The 12,994-nt window shown below is 73.2% G+C and carries 8 protein-coding genes; 2 read left to right on the top strand and 6 right to left on the bottom strand.

From position 1 onward, the window contains the following. The first annotated feature begins 177 nt into the window (after nucleotides 1-177). Entirely contained in the window at nucleotides 178-2,613 is a 2,436-nt protein-coding gene (locus tag HNR73_RS39135) for an Hsp70 family protein (protein WP_239122211.1), read from the top strand. 7 nt (nucleotides 2,614-2,620) lie between these two features. On the opposite strand, the gene HNR73_RS23185 is transcribed toward HNR73_RS39135, so the two are convergent. Continuing rightward, nucleotides 2,621-3,841, bottom strand: a complete 1,221-nt coding sequence (locus tag HNR73_RS23185; RefSeq protein ID WP_184789696.1) for a helix-turn-helix domain-containing protein — start codon at nucleotides 3,839-3,841, stop codon at nucleotides 2,621-2,623. Between the two features lie 158 nt (nucleotides 3,842-3,999). Between HNR73_RS23185 and HNR73_RS23180 the strand changes: the two genes are divergently transcribed. Then, complete coding sequence (locus HNR73_RS23180) at nucleotides 4,000-5,274, top strand: vWA domain-containing protein (RefSeq protein ID WP_184789695.1); 1,275 nt, start codon at nucleotides 4,000-4,002, stop codon at nucleotides 5,272-5,274. Here the strand turns inward: HNR73_RS23180 and HNR73_RS23175 are convergent. From HNR73_RS23175 to HNR73_RS23155, 5 genes are read right to left on the bottom strand one after another with little or no spacing between them, the layout of a single operon-like run. Then, entirely contained in the window at nucleotides 5,267-5,440 is a 174-nt protein-coding gene (locus HNR73_RS23175; protein ID WP_184789694.1) for a hypothetical protein, read from the bottom strand. The two genes, HNR73_RS23180 and HNR73_RS23175, sit on opposite strands and share 8 nt — an antisense overlap. Beyond that, on the bottom strand, nucleotides 5,440-7,053 hold the full coding sequence (locus HNR73_RS23170) for a TRAFAC clade GTPase domain-containing protein (RefSeq protein WP_184789693.1): 1,614 nt from the start codon (nucleotides 7,051-7,053) through the stop codon (nucleotides 5,440-5,442). The genes HNR73_RS23175 and HNR73_RS23170 overlap by 1 nt, the downstream gene beginning before the upstream one ends. A 3-nt stretch (nucleotides 7,054-7,056) precedes the next feature. Further along, on the bottom strand, nucleotides 7,057-9,432 hold the full coding sequence (locus HNR73_RS23165; RefSeq protein WP_184789692.1) for a GAP1-N2 domain-containing protein: 2,376 nt from the start codon (nucleotides 9,430-9,432) through the stop codon (nucleotides 7,057-7,059). Continuing rightward, nucleotides 9,429-10,634 carry a zinc ribbon domain-containing protein gene (locus HNR73_RS23160; protein ID WP_184789691.1) on the bottom strand — a complete coding sequence of 402 codons (1,206 nt, stop codon included), beginning with the start codon at nucleotides 10,632-10,634 and terminating at the stop codon, nucleotides 9,429-9,431. The genes HNR73_RS23165 and HNR73_RS23160 overlap by 4 nt, the downstream gene beginning before the upstream one ends. Further along, a complete protein-coding gene (locus tag HNR73_RS23155) occupies nucleotides 10,634-12,994 on the bottom strand; it encodes a SaeA-related protein (RefSeq protein WP_184789690.1) in 2,361 nt (786 codons plus the stop codon). Before HNR73_RS23155 ends, HNR73_RS23160 begins: the two co-directional genes overlap by 1 nt.

Raw genomic sequence — 12,994 nt, 5'->3', positions numbered from 1 at the left:
GCCGTTTTGACGGCGGTCCACCGGCAAGCGTGCACCATCGGCGCCACCGGGTCCACCGGCCCCGTCGGGTAGTCCGTTTTGCCGGGTCGTGCGGTGCCGGTCCGACCACGTCAGGTAGCCGTTCGATCATGGTGTTCCGCGCGTGGCACTGTCGGTGCCCACCGATAGGCTCCGCGCGTGCACCCCTCCCCTCCGCACGCCGGGCTCGGCATCGACTTCGGCACCTCGCACACCGTCGCCATGCTCCGGCGAGCCGACGGCCGCGTCGAACCACTCCTGTTCGACTCCTCCCCACTGCTTCCCTCGGCGGTGTTCGCACCGCCCGACGGCGCCCTGCTCGTCGGTCGTGACGCCCTCGACTCGGCGCGCCGGGACCCGTCGCGTTTCGAGCCCAACCCCAAGCGCCGCATCGACGACGGCACCGTGCTCCTCGGCGAGCGCGAGTTGCCGGTCGGGGACCTGTTCGCCGCCGTGCTGGGGCGTGTCCGGCGCGAGTACGCCGATGTGACCGGCCGGCCGCCGGGGTCGGTGAGTCTGACCTACCCGGCGGCATGGGGTCCGGCGCGGCGCCTGGTGTTGTCCGACGCCGCGCGGCAGGCCGGTTTCGGTGCGCCGCGGCTGGTGCCGGAGCCGGTGGCGGCGGCCACGTACTTCGTGGAGCGGCTGGAGCGAGAGGTCCCGGTCGGTTCGGCGGTCGTCGTGCACGACTTCGGCGGGGGCACCTTCGACGCGAGTGTGGTGCGGCGAACCCCGGGCGGTTTCGAGGTGCTGGCCGTCGACGGTCTCGACGACCTGGGCGGTGTCGACATCGACGAGGCGATCGTGGCGCATCTGCGGCGCCGCGTCGGGGACCCGGAGCGGTGGGCGAGGCTGCTCGCGCCGAACACGCCCGCCGAGTTCCGGCACCGGCGGACCTTCGCCGAGGACGTCCGGCTGGCCAAGGAACGCTTGTCGCGGCAGACCACGGCCGACCTGTTCCTGCCGGTCTTCGACACCGACGTGCATCTCACGCGTGATGAGCTGGAGGAGATCACCGCGCCGATGCTGGCGCGTGCGGTGCGGGTGGTGCAGGCGGTCATCCGGGTTTCCGGGATGCCTCGTGGGGCACTCGCCGGGGTGTTCCTGGTCGGCGGTTCGAGCCGGATGCCGCTGGTCGCGACGATGCTGCACCGCGAGCTGGGCACGCCGCCGACGGTGATCGACCAGATCGAGCAGGTCGTCGCACACGGGGCGCTGCTGGACACGGGGGCGGCCCGGCCGGTGTCGGCGCCGCCGGTGTCCATGTCGCCGGTCTCGCCGCCCGGGTGGCCGGCGATGGCCGCGCCGGTGTCACCGGCGACGCTGCCGATGCCCGAGCCGCCGACGGTGCCGGTCTCGGGCCCGCCGCAGCCGGTGTACCGTCCGGTGCCGCCCCCGGCTCCGGCCTGGCAGGCCGTGGCGCCGGCCGGAGAGGCCTGGCGCGACGCGCCGCCGCCCACGCACGTCAAGCGCCGCTCGGCGACCCTCGCGCGCACGCTCCCGGCGGCGATGACGGTCGTGACCCTGCTGATCGTCGCGGGCTGGGTGTACTTCATCAACAACGGCCTGCCCGGTTCCGGTGACCTTCTCGGCGACAATCCCGATCCGACGGCCTCCTACACCGGCCACACGTGGCTGGTCGACCACATGGCCGTGACCGAGCTGAACGGCCGCCCGGTCGTGGTCTCCGGCGCCAAGGACAAGTGGATCCAGGTCTGGGACGCCGAGACCGGTGCCGAACTGACGTCCTTCGACGAGCACGACGAGCTGATCGAGGGAGTGGCGGTCGGTGAGGGGAAGAAGGGCCCGGTCGTGGTGTCCTACGGTCTGGTCGACAGCGACCTGTTCGTGTGGAACCCCGCCGACGGCGAGATGATCCGCAAGATCTCGACCACCGACTCGATCGGCTCGCCCAGCTACATCGCGACCGCCGAACTCGACGGCGAGCCCGTCGTCGTCGGCGCCTCCGGCGGGACGAACGCCGACGGTGAGCCGGAGAGCGACATCGGTGTCTGGAACCTCGGCGACGGGCGCCTGGTGGCCGACTGGACGGTCCCGATCAACGTCGGTGACATGAGCACCGGTGTGGTGGGGGGAAAGCCGGTCGTGGTCATCGGCGGTCTCGACGCCGAGGACCGCACGCGCGTCGACGTGCGGAACATGTCCAGCGGGAAGAACGTCACCACCGTGAAACCGAAGGCGGGCGGGGACCGGCACGAGGACTTCTCCGATGTCCACGTGGGCATCGGGACCGGTGAGCAGCCGACGGTCGTGACGGTCAACAGCAACCAGACCCCGGAGCTGTGGAACGCCTCCACCGGTGCACGGCTGGGACAGTACGACGGTCACTCCGACGCCGTCGGGCTCCTCGACGTGGTGCAGTGGGGCGACAAGACCGTCGTGGTGTCCGCCGGTTCCGACGACGTCCTGCGGGTCTGGGACACCACCGGTGAGACCCTCGCCGAGTACGACCTGGGCGACGAGTTCGGCCTCCAGCAGCTGGCCGTGGGCGTGGCGGGCGGCCGGCTGGTCGTGGCCGCGTCGGTGTTCACCGACAACAAGGTCCTCACCTGGCTGACTCCCGCGCAGGGCTGAGGCCGCGCTATCCCAGCTGCGCGTGGAGGACCAGCCGCAGTTCGGCGAGGACCGGCCGGACCCGGCGGCGGCCACGATGCCGGCCGAAGGTCGCGATCAGGCGCCGCAGGTCGTGCCGGATCGTGGCCGAGTCGACCGCGCGGATGTCGGCGACGAGTTCCTCGCTGCTCGCGCAGGCCTCCTGGACGTCCCCGGCCACGGCGAGCTGGAGGGCGCGGCGGATCCCGTAGCGGGCATGGGTCCGGCGCTCGCCGGGCGGGATCGTGGCCAGACCGGCCCGGAGGGCCTCGGCGCCTTCGCCGGGACGTCCCAGGTCATAGAGGGACCAGCCGGCGGCCAGCTTCTCGGGGCGGCTCAACACGGCGCTGCCGAGCGGGCTGGGGCCGATCTCGGCGGCTTCGGCGTAGGCGTCGCCCGCCTGGGCCATGAGTTCGCGGTAGGCGTGCTCGTCGCCGGCGAGGGCGTGGCCCTGGGCTTGGCGGGCGAGGGCGGAGGCACGGACTCGCGGCATGCCCTCGGCGAGCGCCGAGGCGTTCCGGGCCAGTTCGACGGTGCGGGCGGGATCGCCGCGGTAGAGGGCGATGAGCGCCTCCCGGACGAGCGCGTGCGCGGCCATTTCGCGGTCGTCGCTCGCCTGTGCGAGCGCCACCGCGCGGCGGGTCCAGGCGAGGGCGGCGGCGTCGTCACCGGCTTCCTGGGCCATCCAGCCGGTGTACTCGGCGAAGCGTCCGGCGATCCACACCAGGCCGTCGCGTTCGGGGAGGTCCACGGCTTTGATGAGGCCGGTGAGGGCGCGCAGGTGGCCGTCGAGGAGGGGCAGGACCGTGGCGGGGCCGCTGCGGCGTCCGACCCGGCGGAGCCGGTCTAGAAGCGCGGTGAACTCCGCGGTGATGTCCTCGGACTCGGCGGGGCCGGTGGGACGGCGGGTGGGAAACGTCAGTCCGGCGGCGATCTCGGCGGTGTCGACGGTGAGGCCGGTGCGTGCCGTCCCCTCGTCGGGGCGATCGGGTCGGCCGGGGGCGAGGAGGGCGACGAGGCGGCCGTCGGCTTCGAGGGCGACGTCGGCGAGTCGCGCCAGTTCGGGTGTCGGCTGGCGGATGCCGTTCTCGACCTTGCTGAGGTGACCCTTGGTGTAGTGGATCCTCCGGGCCAGTTCGGCCAGGGAGATGTCGGCCAGCAGTCGCCGCCAGCGTAGTTCGGCTCCGAAACCTCGGCCCGACTCCGACATGGCCAGTCCTCCCGTCGTTCCGGCGGACAGGCTCCGAGTGCGTTGTGCGCCGAGGCTCTCAAGTCTAGTGTGGACGGTGCCTGAGCTGCTCCTTCGCGGAGCGGTGGGCAACCGGGAAACCTTGACGCGCGAGCGATCACGGCGAGGGGGACGGTTTTTTGACGGCCGACGTGAGCTTCGACATCACCGCGCACTACAACGAGTTCGTGACGGCCGAGGCGACCCGGATCGACGCGGTCTTGACGGTGACGGCCGCGCCGAACGGTCCGCCCCGTGAGGTGTCGGTGGCCCAGGTGCTGCTCATCGACCGTTCGGGGTCCATGGACGGCGCGCGGATCCGGGCGGCCCGCAAGGCCGCGGCGGCGGCGATCGCGGCCTTGCCCGACGGGACGCTCTTCGCCGTCGTCGGCGGCGGCTCCGACGCCCGCAACGTCTATCCCCGCAAGGGTCTGGCCACGGCCGACTCGCGTACCCGCTCGGCGGCGGTGCGGGCGGTGCGGACGATCGAGGCCGATTCGGGGACGGCGATGAGCACGTGGCTCGCCGAGGCCGACCGGCTTCTGCGCGGGTGCGGCGCCGAGATCCGGCACGCCATCCTGCTCACCGACGGGCAGAACACCGAGCGGGACGGGAAACTGGAGCGCGTCCTGGCCTCGTGCCGTGGTGTCTTCACCTGCGACGCGCGCGGGGTGGGGCGCGGATGGTCGGTGCGCGAGCTGCGGATGATCGCCGAGGCCCTCGACGGCACCGCCGACGCCCTGCTCGAACCCGAGGCGCTGGCCGCGGAGTTCACCGCGCTCACCGAGGCCGCCGTCGCCCGTATCCCCGGAACGGTGACGCTCAGGCTCAAGACGCCCGCCGCGGTGTCGGTGGTGCGGTTCGGCGAAGCGTGGCCCGAGGCGCGCGATCTTCGCCCGGGCACGCCGACCATCGCCGCCGGGACCACCGATCATCCGGCCGGCCCGTGGCGTACCGGCAGCCGCGACTATGAGCTCACCGCGACGGTCCCGCCGGGTGCCCTCGACGAGGAGCGCTTCGTGGCGCGGGTCTCGGTGCTCTACGGCGGGAACGTCGCCGCACAGGCGATGATCACCGCCGAACGGACCGTCGACCGGGTCAAGACGGCCGCGATGGATCCGCGCGTCGCCCACTACCGGGGGCAGCAGGAACTGGCCGAGTCGATCCGGGCGGGACTGGCCGCCCATCGTGTCGGCGACACCTCGACGGCGGTCGCCGAGCTGGGCCGCGCCGTCCGGCTGGCCACGGCCTCGGGCAACACCGAGGCCCTGGAGACCTTGGGCGGGCTGGTCGACGTGCAGGACGCCGCCGCCGGGCGGGTGCGGCTGGCGAGGGCGGCCTCGTCGGCCGCCGCCGACGTCGCCGAACTGCGCGCGGCCCGGTCGGTGCGGGCGCAGGGTAAGCCGGTCAACTGAACGGCGAGGCTGAGCGGACGTCGGCGAACACTCGGAGCGCCCATGCGCCGATCTCGGCGGGCAGGCCGGATCCGGCGAAGGTGCCGACGGCGGCCGCCGAGACGATCACCAGGACGGCCAGGAGCAGCAGGCGCGACATGCGCAGACCGGTCGGTGGGGTGGGCATCAGCCGCTCCGTCCGTTGCGGGCGCCGGGCAGGTCGACGCCGTCGTGCGACAGCAGCCAGCGCAAGGGAATCAGCGCGTCGGTCGGGGTGCCGTGCGCGCCGTGCCGGGAGGAGACCAGGAAGAACCCGACCGAGCCGAAGTCGATACCGGTCATGCGCACCAGTTCGGCCATGCCGTGCTTGCCGAGCCAGGCGCGGATCTCGGCGTCGGCGGGCTGGAGGCCCTCGGCGACCGGGAGGCCGGCGAGCAGGTCGGCCTTGGACACGATCACCGCCAGCCGCCGCCCGAGGGTCTTGACCCCGGAGTCCTGGAGCCGTTTGACGGTCACGGTGTAGGACTGCTCGGGGTCGTTGCGGGAACGGTTGGCGCGGTCCAGGATGCTCGGATCGAGCGCGCCGACCTCGGCGGCGACGCCGGGGATGGCGAAGGGGTCGAGCACGAACGCGAGGGTGCGGGCGTGGTCCAGGTAGGCCAGGTCGTCGTTGGTCTCGCGGTTGTGCGAGTACTCCCCGGCGGCGTCGAAGACGTGCAGGAGGCAGCCGTCGTTGAAGCGGCGGCCGGGCAGGGTCAGCCGGACGGTGACCGCGCGCGGGAGTTCGACCTGGGTCGCGGCGTTGGCGAGGTCGGCGGTCAGGTCGCGCCGGTAGTCGCGCAGGGCGTTGCCGCTGGGCAGGTCGGCGGGTTCGACGCTGGTCCCGTCAGCGGCGGCGGCGACGGTTTCGTCCAGGGATCCGAACGCGGCCATGATGAAGCGGCTCTTGCCCGAGGAGGTCCCGCCGAACACCGGGATCCGCACGTCGGTGTGGCGCCCGGCGCCTTTGGCCAGGCCGCGATCGCAGGTCTGGCACAGTGGGTCGAGCCGCCGCCCGGCGCGGATGCGCGTCGTCGGAAGGCGGGTACCGCACTCGCACACGTGCCACAGCACGCCCAGACGGCTGGGTCGCAGGTCGCGGTGGGTGTCGGCACAGCCCGGACAGCGGTAGGCGGGCAGCGGGTTGATCGCGTAGCAGCCCTCGTGCGGGCAGCCGGTGGCGCTCTTGAAGACCTGCTGGAAGAGCTTGTCGACGCCCCGCAGCGCTCCCCCGAGGAGGGTCGCCACGGTGGCCGCGACCGCGGCCGCCACGGCGATGAGGATGGTGAACACCACGCCCGCGGCGACCGTGCTCAGCGTGAAGACGCTCAAGACGACGCCTCCGGCGAGGGTCAGCGGCCACAGGAACCCGTAGACGGTCCAGACCTCCTCGTCGAAGTCCTGCATCGCGAAACGCCACAGCCGGGCGTTGGTCGCGAACGCCGAGCCCCACACCGCCCGCGTGTCCATGACGACCTGGACGGCGAAGTAGTTGGCCCAGGCCGTGTCGCGGCGGGGCCGGTTGTGGCGCTTGCGGCCGCCGACGGCGCCCGCCGCCACATCGCCCGGCGTCACCAGGCGGGTCGCCGGATCGCGGCCGAGCAGGACCTGCCCGGCGTGCATCAGGAAGGCCGCCGCACCGGCCGCGAGCGCCAGCGCGCAGCCGATCAGGGCGAGCGGGAACACGAGGTAGACGATCGCCAGGAAGCACACGAAGAGGTAGGCGATGACACCTAAGGTCCAGCCGATGAGGGCCCACACGGCCTATCCCCCTTTCCTGAAGCGGTCGGACCACATGCGTTGCAGTGGACCGGGCTTGACCGAGCGCGAGGCGGCGAACTCGATCCAGCGGGCCCGCCAGGTGGCGCTGAAGCCGTCGGCGATGGCCTCGACGCGGCGGAGCACGGCGTCGTCGGCGGCGCGCAGGGCCCGCCCGCAGGCGGCGTCCAGGCGGGGTCCCGCCTGCGGTGTGGCCAGGCCCTTGGTCAAGACGGTGAAGGCGCAGAACAGGGTGTAGGAACTGGCCGCGCGTGACTTGAGGCGGGTGGTGAGCTGGTCGGCGAAGTCGTCGCGGTCGGCGGCGCGCAGGGCCTCCAGGACGGTCGCGACGACTCTGGGCATGCGCCTGCCCAGCAGGGTCGCGACGACGACGTCGCCGTGGCGTTTGAGGATCCGGTGGTCGAGGTCGTGGACGTCGAGGAGGAAGTCCTCGGCGGCGTCGATCGATTCACGGTCCTTGGGCACGCGGAGTTCGGCGAGCAGCGCGTCGGCTTCGGTGATCTCCTTGAGGCGGGGGTCGTTGAGCAGGCCGAGGGCGAGGAGTTTCGTGACGGTCTGGACGACCTCGTCGGTGAGGGGCCCGGGCGCGAAGACCTCCGTCCGGGCGGCTTCGGCGAAAGACTCCGGCAGGCGGGTCCCGCGGGGCAGGACGGTCGCGAGGTGCGTGAGGTCGCCGAAGCGCGGCCGCCGCCAGCGGGACAGCACGCCGATCCGGAACTCGGCCTCGACGGGGTCGCCGTCTTTGAGGCGCGTGCGGGCCAGGGCCGCGAACTCCTCCGGTGAGGCGTGCCGTCCTCGTGCGCCCAGGCAGGCGCGGATGAGCGGGTCGTCCCAGTCGGGCGGTCCCCCGGTCCAGGCGAAGACGACCTCGGCCCAGTGTTCGCCGACGCGGTGGGCCTCGCGGTCGTCGGCGCCTTCACCGCAGCGTTCGCGGAGGTTGTCCAGGAGGCGGTCGCGCAGCAGTTCGCCGCTGTGGTGGGAGGAGGGTTCCGGTGAGGTGCCGGGGTTGTCGGCCCACCAGTCGATGAAGGCGTCGGTGGCGGTGGCGAGTTCGCCGATCAGGTCCGGGCGCAGGCCGAAGCGGTCGGCGACGGCGAGGAGCAGCCGGAAGCGCTGGACGGAGACGGTGGTGAAGGCGTCGGCGAGGACGGCTTCGGCGCGGTCGCGGTGTTCGGGGAGCCAGGTTCCGGACGGGAGTGGGGGCAGGGCGCCGGCCTCGACCGCTCCGGCGGCGGCCTCGCGGCACTCCTCTTCGAGGAGCGCGATCCGGATCTCGGGGGCGTGCTCGCCGAGGCGTCCGGCGGAGGCGAGGGTGTCGAGCGCGGCCAGCAGTGGTCTGGGCCGGTCGGGGAGGGCGAGGAGGGCGGTGGCGACGCCGCTGCCGTAGGCGCGGTAGCGGTCGTCGTCGCATTCGCGGAGCCAGGTGGCCAGGGCGGTGGCGTGGAGTGAAGGCGGGGTCAGTCCGAAGAAGGCGGCGGCGGCGAGGGCCTGCCCCGCGCCGGGGTCGAGGCCGGACAGGGCGGCGAGTTCGACGGCGTCGACGACGTCGAGGGCGTCTTCGGCGTGGAGGAGTCCGGCCCAGCCGGCCGCGATCTCGTCGGTGGCGGTGTCACTGGGGGGCTCGTCGCGCAGGTCGAAGACGTGCATGCCTTCGAGGTCGCCGGGGAGCCAGTCGGGGTGGACCCCGACGATCCGGTGCGCTCCGTGGCTGGGGCGCGTGGTGTAGACCTTGAAACCGACGTCGAGGGCCCGCTGTTGCGGGAGGAGGAGGGTCGCCGCGGCGATCCAGGCGAGGATCTCGCGCGGGTCGGCGCCGACGAGCACGATCCGGCGTTCGTCGCCGGTGAGGGCGGAGAGCAGGCCGGTGAGCAGTTCCCGGCCGCCGGGCCGTTCGCGGACGAGGGCGGCGACGGTGTCGGTGTCGAGTTCCCCGGGTGACCAGTTGGGGCCGATCACCGGGGCGCGTCCGCCGGGGACGGGGCCGGTGCGCCAGAAGTCGGCGCCGGCGAGCTGGGCCGGGCGGATCAGGTCGTAGGCGGCGGCGTCGCGGGTGACGGCGGCGTGCGTGACGTGGTTGCCCTGCCGGTTTCCCTTGGCCTCCTTGCCGAGGTAGGTCCCGGCGGCCGTGGCGTACCAGCCGTTGGCGTGGATGTGGGCGAGGGACGCCGGGTACTCCGCGACGGGCCGCCGGTCGCGCATCCACTCGGCGGGCGGCTCGTAGAGGAGGTGGTTCCGGGTCAGTTCCCGTGCCTCGGGCTCGGCTCCCGGCGAGGCGGCCTGGAAACCGAGACCGGCCGAGCCGCTCAGGCTCTCACCGGGCAGGCAGTCGGTGTAGATGAGCGCTTCGAGGCGTCCGGTCATCGCGGTTTCCTCGCCTTGACCATCCCGAAGCGCGACAGCAGCCACAGCAGGGGTTCTTCGACGCGCAGCGGGCGCACGCCCCGGTCGCTGATGGCCTCGCCGTCGGGCGGTTCGCCGAGTGAGGAGACCGGGAAGTAGCGGAACTCGCGGTAGTTGTGCCGCAGGTGGGAGTCGATCTCGCCGCCGCCCCAGCCGACGAGCAGGGCCCGGACGTGCTCGTGCAGTTCGGCGCCGGCGGTCTCGTCGTAGAAGTCGCCCGGCGGTGGGACCCGGCGGATCGGGTGGTCGGGTCCGAGGTGGCCGAAAAAGGCGTCGATCTTGGCGAAGGTGGCCGCGACGGGGATGTCGACCGGTTTCCCGATGCGGCCGCGGGCCTCCCGCAGGGCCTCGGTGACCGACTCGACGGCGACGAGGAGCCTGCCGTCCTCGCGTCTGCCGTCGGGGGGCAGGCCGGCCTCGTCGCGGGCGGCGCGCAGCAGCAGCGGGTCGAGGAGCAGGACCAGTGCGTCGGCCGAGGCGAGGTACTTGAGGTCCTTGGCCCGGTCCTCGCCTTTCAGGTCCTCACCGGCGGTGTCGTAGAAGGACAGGTAGCTGGTGGAGGTGCCGACGCGGCCGCGTTTGCGCCATTCGAAGACGACGGGTTCCTTGCGGCCGTCGGCCGACTCGGCGGTCTGCCCGATCAGCCGATGCTGGTCGAACATGGCCCGCACGTTCGACTCCAGCCATTTCAGGCCCGACTCCTCGCCGCCCTGCGAGTCGCCGGTGAGGCGGATCGCGGCGTCGAAGCGTTCGGCGAGACGGGTCTTGAGCGTGTTGGCGAGGACCGCGAGGTACACCGACTTCCCGGCGCCGTAGGCGCCGACCATCGCGATGAGCGGGCTCGGCGAGGACGCGAACTCGCCGGGGAGGGGCGTGTGGCAGTGCGGGCAGGCGCGCAGCCCGGATGAGGCATGGCAGCGCGGGCAGTTCGCGAGGCCGGCGGAGAGGACGCCGCGCAGTCTGCCCGTGAAGGACTCGGTGTAGGCCTCGGTGGGCCTGAACGTGGGGCGCATGGCGCTGCGGGAGCCGGTCTCGCGGATCCGCTCGTCGTCGGCGGCACGCACGCACGGCGTCATCCCGGGCGCCGCGCGGCCGCTGCACACGTAGAGGATCTCGCGCGGTTTGATGGCGCGGTAGCAGAAAGGGCAGGTCGTCTTCGGCATCAGTCCACTTTCAGCGTCGACAGCGGAGGGTCCACGAGCCTGGTCCCGGGGGCTCCCTCGACGAAGCACCGGAGCCAGTAGCGTCTGCCGATCCCTTCGGGGACCTCGACGTCGATGGCGAAACCCCGGCCGCTCAAGGACCTGCGGGCGATGACCTCACCGGCCTCGGGGCGCAGCGGCATGACCGTGCCCCTGGCGGCGACGACGAGCAGGTCCCCGGCGCACGGCCCGTCGACGGTGACCGTGACGCGCCGGGCACGGCCGCGCCCGAGGAAGCGACGGATGCCGCCGCCGGGCACGACGTCGACGACGTAGGACACGGTCGCGGCGGGCGCCTCCAGTTGCGCGGTGACCGGCGTCGAGTAGGAGATCTCACCGTCGGTGTCGGCCTGGAGGCTGCGAACCTCGACGGGTACGGCGGGGTCCACCATCGGGAGCAGGCAGCCGCCGGCGCTGATGTAGGCGGCCCTGCTGATCCGGTGCGGCCCACCGCCCGCGCGGACCTCGGCGAGCACCACGCCTTTCGGCCAGGCCCACGCGACCAGCACCTGCGTCCCGCGCCTCTCGACGCTCAAACCCGTGACGGGCGCGAGTTTCCGGCTCACGCGCGGGCGGGCGCTCAGTGAGATCACCACGGCCTCGGCGGCGTGCTCGCGGGACGCCTCGTCGCGGTACCAGGCGGTCACGGCGTAGAAGTACTCGACGTCGGCGGCCAGGCCGCCGTCCACACAGGAGTCATGGTCGCCGCGGACCTCGGTGCCGTCGTCGTGTCCGCGTGGCGGGGCGTCTGTTCCCCGCCGGACGGTGACCCGGACCGTGCCCGGGTGCGCGCGCCAGCCGAGTTCGGCCGAACCGTCGCGCAGGCGGCCTTTGGCCGCCGTCACCGGCGGCAGCGAGCGGTGCCCCGCCGAGACCGGCGGGGACCAGGCCGCGTCGGGGTTGCGCGGGTCGGCGCCGGTGGCGAAGACGGTGTAGAACACGCCGTGTCCGGGCGGCGGATCCGGGTCCGCCGCGCGGGTCGCGGTGGTGGTCGTGACCGTCGCGCCGTCGGCGACCGACACCGCGGGCGCGCCGGAGGTGCGCACGATCCGGTAGTGGACGTCGGGGAAACCGGTCGGTGGCAGCCGCCAGGACAGTTCGGCCGCGCCCGCCGAGGATCGCACCGACAGGTCGGTCACCGCGGGCGGCGGGAGCCGGGTGAGCATCCCGATGACCGCCGGGTCGTCGCCGGCGATGGCTCCGGCACGCCGGAGGAGTCCTTCGACGGTGGCGGCGTCGGCCGTCGCCGCCTGCCGGAGCAGGTCCTCGACCTTCGCCTGCGCCTGCGCGACGGCGGCGGCGACCTCGTGATGGCCCTCGGTCTCGGCCGGGATCGACGACAAGGCCTGCTGTGCGGCGTGCAGGCGTCCCTCGGTGAGCAGGTCGCGGACCTCTTGGACGCTGATCAGCTGTGGTGCCGGGCCGGTGTGCCCGGCGAGGCTCGCGGCCAGGACTTCGGCGTCGTCGGCGTGCAGGCCGCGGCTGGTCGCCTCGCGCACGATGAACGCGTGCCCGGAACCCGAGGAGCGCGACAGGACGTGCGCGAAGTGCGCCAGGGCGATCCGGTTGAGGTCGCCGCCGTTCTTCACTCCGTCCTCGACGAGCCGCAGCACGGCGCGCCGGGCCTGCGAGGCCGGGTCGTTGCCGAGGGCCGCGGCGTCCTCTTTGGCCTCTTCGAGTACCGGCCTGCCGAGTTTGAGGGACGGGCTGCCCGGCACCGACAGGCCGCCGATGAGCGTGAAGGGCGCGGTGACGTCGGGCATGAAGAACGCGACCACGCTCTTCAGGCCCGCCTCGATGAGCTTGCCGTCGAGTTCGCGCATCTTCGCCTCGGGCAGCCCGCACGCGACGGGCAGCTCGATGGTCGTGATCAGTCGTAGCCCGGCCTGGGCGGCGGCCTCGCGGCGCTGCGCGGGGGTGAGCGGGCGGTAGCGGTCGGGCAGGCGCTCCAGCTGCTGTTCGGTGACGCCGCCGCTGTACTCACGGCGCAGGTCGTCGGCGAGGTCGGTGACGAGTTCGGCGCGCAGCTGGTCGCGTCGCCGGGCGGCGTCGCGCCAGAAGGCGTCCGAGGCGAGGTCGCCGGTCTTGGCCAGGGCCGTGTCGGCGGCGAGCAGGGCCTTGCAGACCCGGGAGAGTCCACCGGCGCCGCCGGACTTGGTGGTCCAGTAGGACCGGACGGCGCGGAGATGCTCGGTCAGGGCCCTTCCCGACAGCGGCGCCGTCATCCCGTAGCGGGTGAGCAGGTCCTCGGGCAGCGCGCCCGAGCCGACGCGTACGGGTCGCAGCACCTCGCGTTCGTAGACGTCGGCGTCGAAGGCCAT

The organism is Phytomonospora endophytica, from assembly GCF_014202425.1.
In the GTDB taxonomy this organism is placed as follows: domain Bacteria; phylum Actinomycetota; class Actinomycetes; order Mycobacteriales; family Micromonosporaceae; genus Phytomonospora; species Phytomonospora endophytica.
The sequence above is the reverse complement of the archived record's forward strand: the minus strand, read 5'-3'. Positions and strand labels throughout refer to the sequence as shown.